General features: G+C 63.3%; 19 protein-coding genes. 8 read left to right on the forward strand and 11 right to left on the reverse strand.

Annotation, left to right across the window (positions count from 1 at the left end):
* Positions 1-6 precede the first annotated feature (6 nt).
* Together QMA15_RS15795 and QMA15_RS15800 are read left to right on the forward strand one after the other, a co-directional pair.
* Positions 7-687, forward strand: a complete 681-nt coding sequence (locus QMA15_RS15795; protein ID WP_020969467.1) for an ABC transporter ATP-binding protein — start codon at positions 7-9, stop codon at positions 685-687.
* Positions 684-1,289, forward strand: a complete 606-nt coding sequence (locus tag QMA15_RS15800) for an energy-coupling factor transporter transmembrane component T (RefSeq protein WP_019748187.1) — start codon at positions 684-686, stop codon at positions 1,287-1,289. The genes QMA15_RS15795 and QMA15_RS15800 overlap by 4 nt, the downstream gene beginning before the upstream one ends.
* 39 nt (positions 1,290-1,328) lie before the next feature.
* Here the strand turns inward: QMA15_RS15800 and QMA15_RS15805 are convergent, their stop codons facing one another.
* The 5 genes from QMA15_RS15805 to pgsA all read right to left on the reverse strand — a co-directional run bounded on the left by QMA15_RS15805 (position 1,329) and on the right by pgsA (position 4,781).
* Positions 1,329-2,174: a hypothetical protein gene (locus QMA15_RS15805; protein WP_020907518.1), complete on the reverse strand. Its 846-nt coding sequence runs from the start codon at positions 2,172-2,174 to the stop codon at positions 1,329-1,331.
* Positions 2,175-2,205: 31 nt separating this feature from the next.
* Entirely contained in the window at positions 2,206-3,018 is an 813-nt protein-coding gene (gene pspA, locus QMA15_RS15810) for a phage shock protein PspA (protein WP_003942098.1), read from the reverse strand.
* 156 nt (positions 3,019-3,174) lie between these two features.
* The gene (locus QMA15_RS15815; RefSeq protein WP_290285314.1) at positions 3,175-3,555 is read right to left on the reverse strand and encodes a helix-turn-helix transcriptional regulator; all 381 of its coding nucleotides are present in this window, start codon (positions 3,553-3,555) and stop codon (positions 3,175-3,177) included.
* Between the two features lie 90 nt (positions 3,556-3,645).
* Positions 3,646-4,143, reverse strand: a complete 498-nt coding sequence (locus QMA15_RS15820) for a CinA family protein (protein ID WP_019748185.1) — start codon at positions 4,141-4,143, stop codon at positions 3,646-3,648.
* The gene (pgsA, locus tag QMA15_RS15825; protein WP_019748184.1) at positions 4,140-4,781 is read right to left on the reverse strand and encodes a CDP-diacylglycerol--glycerol-3-phosphate 3-phosphatidyltransferase; all 642 of its coding nucleotides are present in this window, start codon (positions 4,779-4,781) and stop codon (positions 4,140-4,142) included. Before pgsA ends, QMA15_RS15820 begins: the two co-directional genes overlap by 4 nt.
* Before the next feature lie 120 nt (positions 4,782-4,901).
* On the opposite strand from pgsA, the gene QMA15_RS15830 reads away from it, so the two are divergent.
* Positions 4,902-5,426: an amino-acid N-acetyltransferase gene (locus tag QMA15_RS15830; protein WP_019748183.1), complete on the forward strand. Its 525-nt coding sequence runs from the start codon at positions 4,902-4,904 to the stop codon at positions 5,424-5,426.
* A 59-nt stretch (positions 5,427-5,485) separates the two neighbouring features.
* On the forward strand, positions 5,486-5,770 hold the full coding sequence (locus QMA15_RS15835; RefSeq protein ID WP_020907517.1) for a YciI family protein: 285 nt from the start codon (positions 5,486-5,488) through the stop codon (positions 5,768-5,770).
* A gap of 10 nt (positions 5,771-5,780) precedes the next feature.
* Here QMA15_RS15835 and QMA15_RS15840 read toward each other — a convergent pair whose 3' ends face one another.
* The 6 genes from QMA15_RS15840 to thyX all read right to left on the reverse strand — a co-directional run bounded on the left by QMA15_RS15840 (position 5,781) and on the right by thyX (position 14,097).
* Positions 5,781-6,761, reverse strand: a complete 981-nt coding sequence (locus QMA15_RS15840) for a TerC family protein (RefSeq protein WP_019748181.1) — start codon at positions 6,759-6,761, stop codon at positions 5,781-5,783.
* Positions 6,762-6,806: 45 nt separating this feature from the next.
* Complete coding sequence (locus QMA15_RS15845) at positions 6,807-9,578, reverse strand: DNA translocase FtsK (RefSeq protein ID WP_176748935.1); 2,772 nt, start codon at positions 9,576-9,578, stop codon at positions 6,807-6,809.
* Between the two features lie 124 nt (positions 9,579-9,702).
* Complete coding sequence (locus QMA15_RS15850; RefSeq protein ID WP_003942175.1) at positions 9,703-10,326, reverse strand: TIGR03085 family metal-binding protein; 624 nt, start codon at positions 10,324-10,326, stop codon at positions 9,703-9,705.
* Positions 10,327-10,385: 59 nt separating this feature from the next.
* Positions 10,386-12,395 (reverse strand): ribonuclease J, encoded by a 2,010-nt coding sequence (locus QMA15_RS15855; protein ID WP_019748179.1) that lies wholly within the window; start codon positions 12,393-12,395, stop codon positions 10,386-10,388.
* A complete protein-coding gene (gene dapA, locus QMA15_RS15860; protein WP_003942142.1) occupies positions 12,396-13,301 on the reverse strand; it encodes a 4-hydroxy-tetrahydrodipicolinate synthase in 906 nt (301 codons plus the stop codon). It lies immediately after the preceding gene.
* 43 nt (positions 13,302-13,344) lie between these two features.
* Positions 13,345-14,097, reverse strand: coding sequence for an FAD-dependent thymidylate synthase (thyX, locus tag QMA15_RS15865; protein ID WP_099697732.1), 753 nt, complete (start codon positions 14,095-14,097; stop codon positions 13,345-13,347).
* A gap of 154 nt (positions 14,098-14,251) precedes the next feature.
* On the opposite strand from thyX, the gene QMA15_RS15870 reads away from it, so the two are divergent.
* The 4 genes from QMA15_RS15870 (at position 14,252) to QMA15_RS15885 (ending at position 16,430) form a co-directional block, all read left to right on the forward strand.
* Positions 14,252-14,731: a toxin-antitoxin system HicB family antitoxin gene (locus QMA15_RS15870; RefSeq protein ID WP_021344051.1), complete on the forward strand. Its 480-nt coding sequence runs from the start codon at positions 14,252-14,254 to the stop codon at positions 14,729-14,731.
* 86 nt (positions 14,732-14,817) lie between these two features.
* Positions 14,818-15,252, forward strand: coding sequence for an SRPBCC family protein (locus QMA15_RS15875; RefSeq protein ID WP_020907512.1), 435 nt, complete (start codon positions 14,818-14,820; stop codon positions 15,250-15,252).
* Positions 15,253-15,432: 180 nt separating this feature from the next.
* A complete protein-coding gene (locus QMA15_RS15880; protein ID WP_044480360.1) occupies positions 15,433-15,825 on the forward strand; it encodes a response regulator transcription factor in 393 nt (130 codons plus the stop codon).
* Positions 15,826-16,070: 245 nt separating this feature from the next.
* Complete coding sequence (locus QMA15_RS15885) at positions 16,071-16,430, forward strand: NADH-quinone oxidoreductase subunit A (protein WP_003942165.1); 360 nt, start codon at positions 16,071-16,073, stop codon at positions 16,428-16,430.
* Positions 16,431-16,450: the final 20 nt, after the last annotated feature.

The raw sequence follows: 16,450 nt of genomic DNA on the forward strand, positions 1-16,450 counted from the left end.
TCTCCGATGAGTGAGATCGTCTTCGAGAACGTCGGACACAGCTTCGGTGAACGAACGGTCCTGCAGCAGATAAATCTGCGACTGAGCGAGCAGCGAATCGGAATCGTGGGTGCGAACGGAAGCGGCAAGTCGACCCTCGCTCGCATGATCAACGGACTGGTCGTTCCGACGGAAGGACACGTCCACGTCAACGGCTTGAACACGGCGAAGAAGGGCCGCGACGTACGCAAGCAGGTCGGATTCGTCTTCACCGATCCCAACCACCAGATCGTGATGCCGACGGTTGCAGAGGACATCGAATTCTCGCTCCGCCGTAGCGGATTGGGCAAAGCCGAGCGCGCCGCAAAGGTGGCCTCGGTGCTCGAACGCTACGGCCTCGCCGGGCACGCCGACCATCCCACCCACCAGCTTTCGGGCGGGCAGAAACAGCTCCTCGCGCTCGCAGCCATCATGGTGACGGAACCGAACGTACTCGTCGCCGACGAACCCACCACGCTCCTCGACCTTCGCAACTCTCGGCTGATCAGCTCGGTATTCGAGTCACTCGATCAGCAACTGATCGTCGTGACCCACCAACTCGATCTCCTCGAATCCTTCGAACGGGTGTTGGTCGTCGACCAAGGCCGCGTCGTCGCTGACGGCTCCCCCGCCGACTCCATCGATCACTACCGGTCGTTGGTCTCGTGACCACTCTCGGCGTCTACAGACCGGGCTGCTCACTCCTGCACCGGATGCCGACGGGGATCAAGCTCTTCGCCTTGGTCGTGGCCATTCTCGCCGTCTCGATCTTCGTGCGTGAGCCGTGGCAACTGGCAGCTCCCACGATCGTAGTTGTGGCCCTGTACGCGATTGCGCGCATTCCTCCGATGACTGCAATCCGGCAGCTGCGTCCGGCGCTGTGGATGTTGCTCTTCATCGGGGCGTTCCAGCTGGTAGTCGCGGGATGGCAGCGAGCGGCCGTCGTTTGCGGGGTTCTGATCATTTCGATCGCCTTCGCGGCGATCATGGGTCTGACCACACGGATCTCCGAGATGCTCGACGCGATCACCAGATTTCTGACACCCTTGCGACGCTTCGGCGTCAATCCCGAACGGATCGCCTTGCTCCTCGCAATGACGATCCGGTGTATCCCGCTGATGTTCGAGGTCATCACACAGGTGTCCGAGGCACGCAAGGCGCGAGGGCTCGGATTCTCGCTGCGATCCTTCGCAGTGCCGGTCATCGTCGGCACCCTGATGACCGCGGACGCAATGGGCGAAGCATTGGCGGCCCGCGGCGCCGACGACTGAGATGTCGAACAGTGTGCATCGATCAGGCGCGAGAGCCGATCAGTTGTACTTGCGGGTGATGTCGTCCACCTCGCCGATGGCGTCGGCAAGCGCCGAGAGCCGCTCGGCGGCCGCGTGCAGCGCCGAAAGCTCTCGGTTGAATCCCACGAGCGCCGACGGGCTGTGAGGCGCTGTCAGAGCAGCTGCCGAAGTCACCAGATCCTCGTACTGATCCAACCCCGACTGCAACTCACGGACTGCGCCGTCGATGGTGGGATCAAGAGGTTCGGTTACCTTCGGCGTCGCGGCCACAGCGCGTTCCATCGCGACGACATCCGAAGACACCGCGAACATCGCTCTCAGTGCCGAATCGGCGGTAACAGTGATTTCGTCCAACTCACCGGGGTCGATGGTGTCGGCGCGTCTGAGCACACTCAAGATCTCGAACAGCGAAGTCTCGGCGCCGATGAGGCGCGACATCGGGATGAACGCGCGAGACGACGACGGTGGCAGCCGCCGGCGAATCGGCGCTGACGGCGGCGGGCCGGAACTCATCGAACGGTAGCGGCCGACCGCGATCACGGCGGGGACCGCGAACAGTGCCGCTCCCCCGCCTGCCACGACCACCGACCACTCTGGAGCCGACGCGACGGCGAGGCCGGCCGTGCCGACCACGGATCCGCCGGACATGAAACCCCAACGCTGAGCGCGTCGGCGCGCACGGGCACGCTTGCGCTCGAACTTGGCCCGCGGGTCCTGCCACCGCCGAGCGGCATCCGCCGCCGAAAGCCCGACCTCGCGCAATGTATCCGCGGTGCGTCCCAAGGCTCCGAAAGCGCCGGATACGGAAACGGGAACGGCCGACCGGGGCTCACGCCCAGATCGACCGTCTCGTGAAGAAAACATCAGAGCATCACTGCCGACATCGAGGATTCGGCTACTGCCCGGTCTGACCGGCAGCCGGGGGCTGCTTTTCGACGGACGGAGTCGCGGGAGTGGCTGCTGCGCCGCCGGACGGCAGCGCCTCGCCCTTCATGGATGCACGAATCTGCTCGAGGCGACTGTGCCCTGCCATCTGGACCGAGGCCTGCTGGACCTCCATCATGCGGCCCTGAACGGAGTTCTGGGCGAGCTCGGCAGAGCCGAGTGCGTCAGCGTAGCGACGTTCGATCTTGTCGCGCACAGCATCGAGGCTGGGTGTGTTGCCCGGAGCCGACAGTGTGCTGTCCATGGAACGAAGGGACTCGCTCACGCGCTCCTGCATCTTGGCCTGCTCGAGCTGGCTGAGCAGCTTGGTGCGCTCGGCAACCTTTGCCTGCAGTGTCATCGCGTTCTGCTCGACGGCCTTCTTGGCCTGAGCGGCTGCCTGCAAGGACTGGTCGTGCAGTGCTTTCAGATCCTCGACGCCCTGCTCGGCCGTCACCAACTGGGCCGCAAAAGCTTCTGCAGCGTTGGTGTACTGAATCGCCTTGTCGTTGTCGCCGGCAGCAGCGGCCTGATCGGCGAGGTTGACTGCCTGGCGCGCGTTGGCGTTGAGCTTTTCGACCTCGTCGAGTTGACGGCTGAGCTTCATCTCGAGTTGACGCTGATTACCGATCACCGACGCAGCCTGCTGGGACAACGCCTGATGCTGGCGCTGTGCGTCCTCGATCGCCTGCTGAATCTGAACCTTTGGATCTGCCTTCTCATCGATCTTCGAATTGAAGAGCGCCATCAGGTACTTCCAGCCCTTGACGAAAGGATTAGCCATTGGTTTGATCCTGCCTCCATCTGATGCGCCGCGCCGAACGCGACCCGGAGCGCGACCGTCGCGCACCGAAACAAGGGCTGCGCCCTATCTGCTCTGACCCCACCTGCTGGAAACCGGCGGTTACGTACAAAATCTATCGGTTACGGCCGGTAGTGGCTACGCCGCCGCCAACCTTCGAGCGTTCGGTGCCGGAATCACGACGCGGGTATCGCGTGCGATAGTCGGCGAACCGGAAGCCGAGACAGAGCCGGAAGCCGACACGGCAGGTTCGGAAACCTGCCGACCAGCTACCGGAGCGCTCTTCTTCGTGGCCAGGGTCTCGCTCACGTCGACCAGCACGTCGGACAGTGGGACTGCGAGCGCATCACAGATCGCCGCCAACAATTCGCTCGATGCTTCCTTACGTCCACGTTCCACTTCGGACAGATAGCCCAAGCTCACACGCGCGCTGTTCGAGACCTCACGTAGCGTGCGGCTCTGCGAAACGCGCGTACGCCGGAGACTGTCACCGATTGCCTCACGCAATAGCAGCGCCATCTCGCTCCTCCTTCATCCGTGACCTCATCGTGCATGGTCGTACGTCTTCACAATCGTCAACGTCCGAACACATCCGATTGGTTCCCGAGCCTATCGTGCCGCACGCTCTACGACACGATCACGCAACCGCGACACGGCAGTCGCGACCGCGGTTGTCCGAATCTCCCACCGTTCGCCGCCGAGCGCGAGCGGTTCGCATTCGGTTCCGTCAGGGCCGGCGATACCGAGAAACACTGTTCCGACCGGGTGTCCGTCCTGCTCACTCGGACCGGCGACTCCGGTCAGACCGATACCCCAGTCCGCACCGCACTTCGTCCGGGCACCGAGCGCCAATGCCACCGCCGTGCTCTCGGACACGGGGCCGTCCGTTGCCAGGCGGCCTGGATCCACACCAGCCAGTGTTGCTTTCAGGTCGGTCGCGTACACGACCAGGCCCCCGCGCAGCACCGCGCTCGACCCCGGCACCGACGCGACTGCAGCCGTGAACAACCCTGCTGTCAGAGATTCGGCGGCGGCGACAGTCTGCTTCGCGGCGCCGAGGGCCTCGACAAGTTCGACCACTCCGAGTCCGAGCAGCGGGTCGGTCATGACTCGACTGCGCGAACTCCGGCGCGAAGCCTGATCGCCTGCACGATGTATTCGATTCCCGTCGCCACCGTCAACACGACGGCAGCAGCCATCAGCAGCCCGCTGACGATGTCCCAACTGCTCGGCAGCGGGCAGAGGTAGAACCCGATCGCAACGGCCTGCACGAGGGTCTTGAGCTTGCCGCCCTTGCCCGCCGGGATGACCGCGTGCCGCAGAACCGCGAACCGCAGCAGCGTGATTCCGAGTTCCCTGGCGATGATCACTCCGGTCACCCACCACGACAGGTCACCGAGAACCGAGAGCCCGATCAGCGCGGCTCCGATCAGCGCCTTGTCCGCGATCGGGTCCATGAGTTTCCCGAAATCGGTGACCAGACCGTACTTCCGAGCCAATTGGCCGTCGATCCGATCCGTGATCGCGGCGACGATGAACACGCCCATCGCCCCGAGACGCCACCACGTCGAGTGTCCGCCGTCGACGAACAGAACAACGAGAAACACCGGAACGAGAACCATTCGAATCATCGTGAGAATGTTCGCGATGTTCAACAACGGAACCGGGTTGTCCGCGACAGGTGTGCCGTCGGACGGGCCGACGGCGGCGCGATGGGCGTCGGTCTGATCACGCGGGGTACTCATCGGATCACCGCACAGGCGGTGAGCCGAACCCGGGATACAGCCGAGCGGCGCGGGAATTGCGTGGGGCGGACAGGCACGCGACTTAGAATATCGGTAGGGCCATTGACTAATGTGCACCACATGACTTCGACCGCGCCGACCTATACCGAGAGCCAGTTGATCGTGCGTCGCGCGCGAACGTCGGACATCCCCGAAATCAAGCGTCTGATCGACATCTACGCCGGCAAGATCCTCCTCGAGAAGAATCTCGTGACGCTGTACGAGGCAGTCCAGGAGTTCTGGGTCGCCGAGCGGGGTGACCAGGTAATCGCCTGCGGCGCACTGCATGTGCTGTGGGCGGACCTGGGTGAGATCCGCACCGTAGCAGTCGATCCGACTGCGAAAGGGCAGGGCGCAGGTTTCCACGTCGTCGACAAACTCATCGAGGTCGCCAAGGAATTGGAGTTGGAACGGTTGTTCGTTTTGACGTTCGAGACCGAGTTCTTCCACCGTCACGGATTCGCGGAGATCGACGGCACTCCCGTCACCGCCGAGGTCTATGCGGAAATGTGTCGGTCCTACGACGCCGGCGTCGCCGAGTTCCTCGATCTGAGCTATGTGAAACCCAACACACTCGGCAATACTCGCATGCTCCTGACTCTCTGAACCGTTCAGACTCTTCAAACACACCTGTCTCGATCACCAGCCTCCGAAAGCGGTTCACGATGTCGTTGTTCCTCGTCGAATACACCTACGCACCCGAGAAGAACCCTCAGCGCGACGAAGTCCGCAGCGATCACCGCGCCTGGCTCGCGGATCTGGTTTCCCGCTCGATCGTTCTGTCATCTGGCCCGTTTGCAGATGGAAACGGCGCGCTGATCATCGTCGACGCCGCTGACGCCGACACCGTTTCACTCCTCTTCACCCACGATCCGTTCGCGATCGCCGATTTGATCGAGAAGGTCCGGATCACCGAGTGGGTTCCGGTGTTGGGTCAGTTCAGCGCCTGAGAGCGTCGGCCTACTCCCCGGCCCGGTCGCGAGTCTTCAACAGGCTCGCGACCGTCGTCACCGCCAATACTCCGATGATCACTCCGAGTGAGAGTGCCGTAGAGATTTCCGGCACGGAGACGTGTTCACCTCCGTTGACGAACGAGAGGGTGTTCTCGTGCAACGCGTGAAGTACCAGCTTCACACCGATGAACGCCAAGATTATCGAGAGCCCGTACGAGAGATAGACCAGCCGTTCGAGCAACCCACCGATCAGGAAGTACAGCTGCCGTAGGCCCATCAGCGCGAAGGCGTTGGCGGTGAACACCAGATACGGTTCCTGGGTCAGACCGTAGATCGCCGGAATCGAATCGAGCGCGAAGAGCACGTCGGCAAAGCCGATTGCGATGAGCGCCAACAACAACGGAGTCACGACGCGCTTGCCGTCGATCCGGGTGATCAGTTTGTCGCCGTCGTATTCCTCGGTAGTCGGCAGCACCCGTTTCACGAGCGAGATGATGCGACTGTCGCGCTTCTCCTCGGCTTCCTTCTCATGCCCGTGATCGCGGATCAGGGTGTACGCGGTGTAGATCAGGAACGCACCGAAGAGGTAGAACACCCAACTGTATGCGTTGATGGCGGCGGCACCGACACCGATGAAGATTCCGCGCATCACCAACGCGAGGACGATGCCGATCAGCAATACCTTCTGCTGGAACTCTCGTGGTACCGCGAAGGTCGACATGATGATCACGAAGACGAACAGATTGTCGACCGAGAGCGCCTTTTCCGTGACATAGCCGGCGAAGTACTCACCACCGTACGTGGTGCCCCAGATCCACATCACGACGAGGCCGAAGACGATGGCGATCGAGATGTAGACCGTCGACCAGAATGCGGACTCCCGGAAGGTCGGCGCATGCGGCGTGCGGACGTGGGCGAAGAAGTCGAAGACGAACAGGCCGAGGATCACCACGATCGTGATTCCCCAAGCCAACGGCGTCACATGCACGGGTTCCTCCGGTCGTCTGTCGACGGCTTGTCCGCCGAGGTGTCCCTACTCGTCTGCGGGTGCCTCATCCGGGTCGCCGCCGCGAATCGACCACAGCAGACCGTCGAGTTCCTCAGGCTTCATGAGTACCTCGCGGGCCTTCGAGCCCTCGCTGGGTCCGACGACGCCACGATTTTCCATGAGGTCCATCAGTCGGCCGGCCTTGGCGAACCCGACTCGCAGCTTGCGCTGAAGCATCGACGTCGAACCGAACTGGCTGGTGATCACCAATTCCACGGCCTGCAAGAGGACATCCATGTCGTCGCCGATGTCGGGGTCGACGTCTTTTTTCTCCCCGGCCTTCTGCGCGGTGACACCTTCGGTGTACTCGGGCTCCGCCTGGTTCTTCGCGAAGTCGACGACCGCCGAGATTTCTTCGTCGGTGATGAACGCGCCCTGCATACGGGTCGGCTTACCCGCACCCATGGGCAGGAAGAGGCCGTCACCCATACCGATGAGCTTCTCGGCGCCTGGCTGATCGAGGATGACTCGCGAGTCCGTCAGTGAAGACGTCGCGAACGCCAGACGAGACGGCACGTTGGTCTTGATCAGGCCGGTGACGACGTCGACGGACGGGCGCTGCGTTGCCAGCACCAGGTGGATACCGGCAGCACGGGCTTTCTGCGTGATGCGGACGATCGCTTCTTCGACGTCGCGGGGAGCGGTCATCATGAGGTCGGCCAGCTCGTCCACAATTGCCAGGATGTACGGGTACGGACGGTAGACGCGCTCGCTGCCCAGCGGGGCGGTGATTTCGCCGGACTTGACCTTGGAGTTGAAGTCGTCGATATGACGCACCCGGTTGGCCTGCATGTCCTGGTAACGCTGTTCCATCTCCTCGACCAACCAGGCCAGCGCTGCCGCGGCCTTCTTCGGCTGAGTGATGATCGGCGTGATCAGGTGCGGGATACCTTCGTACGGCGTGAGCTCGACCATCTTCGGGTCGATGAGGATCATCCGTACTTCTTCCGGCGTTGCTCGGGTGAGCAACGAGACGAGCATCGAGTTCACGAAGCTCGACTTACCCGAGCCGGTCGAACCTGCCACCAGGAGGTGGGGCATCTTCGCGAGGTTGGCACTGACGAAGTCACCTTCGATGTCCTTGCCCAGACCGATCACCAGCGGATGGTGATCGCGTCGGGTGCTCGGCGCGTTCAGCACGTCGGCGAGGCGAACCATTTCGCGGTCGGAGTTCGGTACCTCGATGCCCACCGCGGACTTACCCGGAATGGGGGCCAGGAGGCGGACGTTGTCGGTAGCCACTGCATAGGCGATGTTGCGGGCGAGCGCGGTGATCTTCTCGACCTTGACGCCTGGGCCGAGTTCGACCTCGTACCGCGTCACTGTCGGGCCTCGGGTGAATCCGGTAACGGCGGCGTCGATCTTGAACTGTTCGAGGACCTCGCTGATCGCTTCGATCATCGCGTCGTTCGCAGAACTGCGGAGCTTGGGCGGGTCCCCTTCGATCAGCAACGTCGTCGGAGGGAGGTTGTAGTCGCCGTCGGTGACCCGATCAGTGACGAAGTGTTCCTTCTCCTCCGGCTCCGGTTCGGGTTTCGGCACAGGCTTGGCGATAGGGACGGAACGGGCCGGCACCTTGGGGCGCGGCGCCGGAGTCTCCACGACGGGCGCGGCAGCAGCCACGACGGGCTCGTCGGGTACTGCGGTGTCGTCGGCGTTCCACAGACCGAGTACTTCGGTCTTCTTGTCGCCGGATTCGAACTCGTCCGTCGGGTAGTTGTCGATCGGTGCGCGTCGGCTGGTCCGCTTGGCGGGCTTGAGCGGTGGCTCGGCGTAGGTGTCGACCGGGTAGCCGTCGGCGTCGAACAGTGAAGGATCGTAAGCAGATTCGCCGTAGTGGTGCTCGCCGTCCTCGTCGAATTCGGATCCGTAGTCGCCGTATTCGTCCGAGCGATACGAGGCACCGAAGAAGGACTGGAACTTGCTCGGCACCTCACGCAGCGTGGTTCCGGTCAGAAGGAGGATTCCGAATCCGGCGGCGATGACCAGCAGCGGCGCAGACAGCCAGACGGTGAGCCCGTTGGTGAGCGGGCCGCCCACGACGTACCCGACGAACCCTGCACCGTTGGAGCGACCGGTGGAGTCTGTCGGTGAACCCGAGATGATGTGCCAGAGGCCGAGCGCCGGCAGACCGACCAGCAACGATCCCATGATCAGTCGGGGGCGGATCTCAGGTTTCGGTTCTGTGCGCATCAACAGGATCGCGAGGCCGACGCCGACGATGGGGAGCACGGCCGAGGCCGCGCCGAAGATAGCGCGCACAAGGGTGTCGATGCCGCCGCCGATCGGACCACCGGCCTTGAACCAGACGCCGCCGGCGATGACGACGCTGAATGCGATCAGGCCGAGCGCTATTCCGTCGCGGCGGTGGCCGGCTTCGATCTCGCCGACCTTACTGACGGTGCGTGTGGTGGCGCCGACGCCGCGGGCAGCCAGGGACCACCCGGCTCCGATTCCCTTGCCGACGGCCGCCAACGGACTGGCCCGCTGAGACGTTTTCGATACCGGGCGGCGCGCGGATGACGACGTACCGGAGGCCTTCTTGGGCGCCGGCTTGGAGCCTTTGCCCGAGGCCGGGCGCCCACCAGCCCTGGCCGAAGTCGTGACGTTCCGAGGAGTCGACACGGTCCGTGTGGTGCGGGAGGTGCGAGGTTTTGCGGTCGTGCGCGCACTCGGAGTGGAGGCTGACGACCTGGTCGATGCCCTGGACGTGGACGTGCTTGTACTGGATCCCCGGGCGCTCGACTTACCTGCCATGGAGTTCAGGCTAGTCTGTGCGACCCCATCTGGACCATCCGCAACACCAGCAACACTGGTCGCGAGTGCGAAACGTGATCTTCGCAACCCGTCGGTCGAGCGCCACTCAGGTTGAAAAAGGCAATCAGAAACTGCGATCGAGCGCCATCACGGATTGGACGTCGGCCAGTTCACCTTTGGCTTCGATCTTCACTTCGTTGCGACCGAAAGCGTGCAGCAGCAACTCGGCGGGTTCGCCCTGCAAGACAACACTGCGAGAGCCGGATTTATGGACGACCGCACTCTCGCCGGAGGGAAGTTCGAAAATTACCTCGACAGCAGCCTTGCGGTAGCCCATCTTGCCGATCTGGCGTGCGTACTTCCACAGCTGAGCCTGCCGACCCTCCGACAACGGACGCGGCGCCCAGTTCAGATGTGCGCGGCGTACGTCTTCGTGGTGAACGAACATCTCGGTGGTGTTGACCTGCGCGTCGAGCCAGTACATCGGCGACCATCGCGGCGGCCCGCTCCGAACGTCGTCGAGGATCTCCTCCCACGGACGCGCCGCTGCGGCCTTTCGCACGCTCTCGGTGTGACCGGCAAGAGGGCTCAACATGATTCCGGGAGCGGCGTCGAGACGCCGCTCCCGGACAATCAGATGTGCTGCCAGGTCACGATTGGTCCACTCCCCACACAGTGTCGGAGCATCGGGGCCGAACTCGACCATGCTGTCCACCAGGGCGAGTCGTTCGTCATGAGCGAAGGTCACCTTCGCCAAAGTACTCGAACCGGACCGGGTTCGAGCGGAAGCGACCTGCTGTGCCGAATCTACGGAACCGCGATGACCGTCGGAATGATCATCGGACGGCGGCGGTACTTGTCCGCGACCCAGCGTCCGACGACGCGGCGCACGGACTGCGCGATGCGATGAGCGTCGATGACGCCTTCGCTCGCCAACCGGGCCAGGTCCGATTCCACGAGATCCGCGGCGGCCTTGAGTGCCGTCGGATCGTCGGAGAAGCCGCGACCGGACACCTCGGGAGTGCTGACTGCGCGTCCTGTCGACTCGTTGATGACGATGGTGATGGCGATGAAGCCGCCTTCACCGAGTACGAGGCGATCGGAGAGCGTCGGCTCGCCGACGTCGCCGACTGAAAGACCGTCGACGTAGACGTGTCCGACCGGTACGCGTCCGACGATCTCGGCGAGACCGTCGACCATGTCGACCACGACGCCGTCCTCGGCCAGCACGATGCGCTCTTCCGGAACGCCGGTGGCCTTGGCAAGGGCGGCGTTGGCACGCAGGTGCCGCCATTCACCGTGGACGGGCATGGCGTTGGTGGGCCGAACCGCGTTGTACAGGTAGAGCAGCTCACCGGCGGACGCGTGGCCCGAGACGTGAACCTTGGCGCTCTGCTGAGTCACGACGGTGGCACCGCGCTTGGCCAAGCCGTTGACCACGGCGAAAACGGAGTTCTCGTTGCCCGGGATCAGGGAGGACGCGAGAACGACCAAGTCGTTGGCCCGGATGTTGATTTGGCGGTGCTCGCCGCGCGCCATCCTCGAGAGCGCTGCCAACGGCTCACCCTGCGAACCCGTGGAGATGAGAACGAGGCGATCGTCGGGAAGGGTGGCGGCGGTGTCGATGTCGACGACCAGGCCGTCTGGCACCGTGAGGTAGCCGAGATCCTGGGCGATCTGCATGTTGCGGACCATCGAGCGGCCGACGAAGACGATGCGACGGTTGTACCGAGCGGCAACGTCGACGACCTGCTGGATGCGGTGCACGTGGCTGGCGAACGATGCCACGATGACGCGCTGCTTCGCCTTGCCGATGACGTTGTCGAGCACTCCCCCGATTTCACGCTCGGGCGTGACGAATCCCGGGACCTCGGCGTTGGTCGAGTCCACGAGGAACAGGTCGACACCCTCGTCGCCCAGGCGGGAGAAACCGGCGAGGTCGGTCAGGCGGCCGTCGAGAGGCAACTGATCGAGCTTGATGTCACCGGTGTGCAGTACAACTCCGGCGTCGGTGCGAATCGCGATCGCGAGCGCGTCGGGAATCGAGTGGTTGACGGCGAAGTACTCGCAGTCGAACGGGCCGTGAGTGGTGGTGTTTCCTTCGACGACCTCGACGAGGTTCGGTCGCAGGCGATGCTCGCGGCACTTGGCGGCAACGAGGGCGAGAGTGAACTTCGCGCCGATGACCGGAATGTCCGCGCGCAGGCGCAGCAAGAACGGCAGAGCACCGATGTGGTCCTCGTGGCCGTGAGTCAAGATGACGGCTTCGACGTCGTCCATACGGTCTTCGATGTAGCGGAAGTCCGGGAGGATCAGGTCGACGCCGGGCTGCTGGTCCTCGGGGAACAGCACACCGCAGTCGACGATCAGCAACTTGCCGCGGTGCTCGAACACCGTCATGTTGCGACCGATTTCGCCGATGCCACCGAGAGCGACGATGCGCAGACCTGATGCCGGCGCCTTCGGGGGTGTTCCGAGGCGACCGGTGGGATCGACGGCCGGACGGTTCTCGGGGCGCTTGTTTCCGCGCCCGTTGCCCGCCTTCGACGCTGCCGGACGGTTGCCGCCGGCAGATTTGCGTGGCGACCTGTCTTCGGTCGATTTCTTGGGTGCAGCAGATTTGGTGGCGGCGGACTTGGTCGCTGCAGATTTGGCTGCTGCGGCCTTCTTGGGCGGGGCGGCTGCGGCGGGGGCCGCTTCTGCCGCCGGCGCAGCTGGTGCCTCTACCGGTGCGGCCTTCGCGGCCGTTTCGGGAGCCGGAGGCGAAGGCGGACCGGCTTGACGACTGGCACTACGACGTCGGGGGGGACGGGTCATTTACAAAACTCCTGCCGCATGCAGATCGGCGGCAAGACCGTCGATCTGCTCTTTAGTGGGTGCAACCTGCGGAAGGCGTGGTTCTCCGACATCGATTCCGATGAGTCGCAGACCCGCCTTCGAAGCGCTGACACCGCCGAGGCGGGCAACGGAACGAATCACAGGGATCAAACTGAGGTTTATCTCGCGTGCGCGGGCGATGTCGCCGGACACGAACGCGGTGTGGAGGTCGCGGAGGCGACCCGGAACGAGATGGCCGATGACGCTGACGAAGCCGGTAGCACCGACAGCGAGCCACGGCAGGTTCAGCGGGTCGTCACCGGAGAAGAACTGAAGCTCGGTGGTGCCGATCAACTCTGCGCCGGCGTTGAGGTCGCCCTTGGCATCCTTGACGGCCTTGATCCGCGGGTGCTCGGCGAGTCGGCGGATCGTTTCGGTCTCGATGGGGACGACGGAGCGGGGCGGAATGTCGTACAACATGACGGGCAGGTCGGTCGCGTTGGCGACGGCGGTGAAGTGTGCAAAGAGTCCGGCCTGGGGCGGACGCGAGTAGTACGGGGTGACAACGAGCAGACCGTGCGCACCGGCGCGAGCCGCGTCACGGGCGAGTTCGACACTGTGGGCGGTGTCGTTACTCCCGGCGCCTGCAACGATCTTCGCGCGGTTGCCGACGGCGTCGATCACTGCGCGGAGCAGGTCGAGCTTCTCGGACTCGGTGGTGGTGGGAGACTCACCGGTCGTGCCGGCAAGAACGAGGCCGTCGCAGCCGTTGTCGACGAGATGGGCTGCGAGGCGCACTCCCGCGTCGACGTCCAACTTCCCGTCGGCAGTGAACGGGGTCACCATCGCAACGGAAATGGTGCCGAACGGACGCTCGACAAGAGAAGCGGAATCACCGTAGGTCATGGTCAGAAGGTTACCCGGTTCAGCTCTTACTTCTGCACACGAGTCACGACTCGGCCGCAAATGCACTGACGGCGATTTCCGATCCGTCGCTTCCGCGGAGAATCTCGTAGTCCCCGAACACATTTGGGGCGACGTCACGAAGCTGACGTAGGCACTCGATCGCGACTCGCCGGATCTCGACGTCGGCATGTTCGGTGGCGCGCATCTCGACGAAGTGCCGCCAGGCCCGATAGTTCCCGGTCACGACCAAGCGCGTCTCGGTTGCGTTGGGCAGCACCGAGCGCGCAGCTTGCCTGGCTTGCTTGCCACGCATCGGGGCACCGGGCACTGATTGCAATTTCCCCTCGAGGGCGGTCAGCAGTTCGCCGTAAGCGCGACGGCTCTCGTCGGTGGCAGACAGAAACAGTGCTTCGAGCTCGGGATCACCTTCGACCGCGGGAGGCACGACAACGTTCGCATCATTCTCGCGAACGAATCGCTGCGAGAGTTGCGAGTACGAGAAGTGCCGGTGACGAATCAATTCGTGAGTGCACGAGCGCGAGATACCAGTGATGTAGAAGCTCACCGTCGCGTGCTCTAGCACCGAAACGTGTCCGACCTCGAGCAGATGTCTGAGGTAGCCGGCGTTGGTTGCGGTTCGCGGATTCGGCTTGGACCAACTCTGGTAGCAGGCTCGGCCGGAGAACTCGACGAGCGCTTCGCCGCCATCCGCGTCCGTCTCCCACGGAATGTCCTCGGGCGGGAAGAACTCGGACTTCGCCACCAACTGCACTTCCAGCGACACCGTGTTCGGCACAACCCACTCCTCGACAAGCACGAAACGACCAGCACGAAACCCGGGCGCCGTTCGCCTCAGGTGCTGGGCAACTCTATAGCGGTCGACCACCCCCGAGATCGAGTGACGTCATCACATCCTTGACTGACGTCACTTTTGACGCCACTCTGGTGTCATGGACATTTCGGAGTACACCGCGAAGCTGCAGAATGACCTCGTCACCGCAGCCGAACTCGGCGACGATCACACGCGCCGGATTGCGGCGTCGTTGTCCGCCGCCATCGAACCCTCGGTCCGCCTGGTCTTGTTGGCCGCGGCGACGGAGTTGGCCAAGGAGATCGGGACCAAACTCGACGGCCGCGAGGTCAGGGTCAATCTCGACGGCAACGAGATCGTGACCGACGTCGTCCGCCCGACGAATTCGACCGGCGGCGAGGGCGGAAACGAGAAGGCAGACGATGAAAGAAAGGACTCCACTTACTCGTTCGACGACGTCAGCGGCGATATCAGCCGAGTGACGTTGAGGATGATGGAGCAGATCAAAGCCCGCGCCGAGGAGGCAGCCAATCAGAACGGAGTCTCCCTCAACTCGTGGGTTTCACAAGCCGTTCAGGGCGCACTGCGGGACCAGATGCGCAAGAACGGCATGGACTAGTTCGACGCCACCCTGATCGCCGATGATCTAATTGCGCAACTGCAGTAATCACGAACCGTTGCCGCAAGGCGAGAAGGAGCACGTTCATGGCCGTTTCGGGCGTCAAGGAATTCGAGATCAAGGCTGATCCGGAAACGGTGATGAAGGCCGTAGCTGCAGTCGATCGGCTGCCGGAGTGGTCGTCTGCGCACAAGAAGATCACCATCGAGAGCACTCACGACGACGGTCGACCCCATCGCGTTCGCATGGCCGTGTCCATTCTGGGAATCAACGACGAGCAGGTGGTCGACTACACCTTCGAGGGCGACGACAAGGTGACCTGGACCCTCGTCGAGAGCGGCCAGCAGAACCAGCAGGACGGCTCGTACGTCTTGACTCCCACCGACGGTGGAACCAAGGTCACCTTCGAACTGACCATCGATCCCAAGATCCCGCTGCCGGGCTTCCTGGTGAAGAAGGCGCAGAAGACGGCCCTGGAAACTGCAAGCAAGGGCCTGACGAAGTTCGTCGAAAACTTCTGAGCGCACACGCAATTCAGGCGGCCCTTACTTCGGCGTTCATCGCCGGGTAGGGGCCGTTTGCTGTGAAGCCCAGCTGCGATTTCTCGGAAGTTCTTGCCGATGTTGAACATTCGCCGGTAGCCGGGGACCGCCCGGAGTAACGTCGGCCGCGTGTCCGCCGAGACCGCAGAGCCCAACTCCATGGCACCCGTGCGCATCCTCGTCTACAGCGACGACGCACACACCCGCGAGCAGGTTCGGCTCGCTCTCGGAGAGCGCCCACATCCTTCGATGCCCACCATCGATTACGTCGAGGTCGCGACGGCGCCGATCGTCGTCGACAAGCTCGATGCCGGCGGAATCGATCTCGCCATCCTCGACGGCGAGGCGAGTCCGGCGGGCGGCATGGGCGTCGCGAAACAACTCAAGGACGAGATCGTCGACTGTCCGCCGATCCTCGTACTGACCGGTCGACCCGACGATGCGTGGCTGGCGTCGTGGTCGCGAGCGGAAGCCTCAGTGCCGCAGCCGATAGATCCGATGGAACTCTCTTCCACCGTCATCGCGCTTCTGCGTCGGCAACTGAGCCGGTGAGCACCCGTTGCAGCGGTGATTCGTTGCGGCGCCGACTACTTCGGACTTTCGAGAGCGAAACTCGGCACCTCGAAAATCAACCCAATGTCGGAGGCCTCCCCTAGTGTGGGTGTCGCAGGTCACATAAGTGTCGAATTGCTGGCAGTATCGAAATCGAACGGCACCTTCGGGTTAACGGCACCTTCGGGTTAACGGCACCTTCGGGCTAGGCGGACATCCGCACAGCGGAGAGGAGTTCGGGTGAGATGAACGCTTACATCCCCATTCTCGTTCTCGGGGTCATCGCGATGGCCTTCGCTGTGGTGTCGGTTGTTCTCGCGTCCGTGGTCGGCCCGAAGCGGTACAACAGGGCGAAACTCGAAGCCTACGAATGCGGAATCGAACCGGCACCCCGTACCGCTGGTGGCGGACGGTTTCCCGTCAAGTTCTATCTGACGGCAATGCTGTTCATCATCTTCGACATCGAGATCGTTTTCCTCTATCCGTGGGCGGTGCATTTCGATTCGCTCGGTTTGTTCGGCCTCGCGGCGATGGGCCTTTTCATAGTCAACGTCTCGGTGGCATACGCATACGAATGGCGACGAGGCGGTCTCGGTTGGGACTAGCTCAGCGAACACAGGAACAG

The sequence above is a fragment of the Rhodococcus sp. APC 3903 genome, assembly GCF_030407755.1.
Classification (GTDB): Bacteria; Actinomycetota; Actinomycetes; order Mycobacteriales; family Mycobacteriaceae; genus Rhodococcus_F; species Rhodococcus_F erythropolis.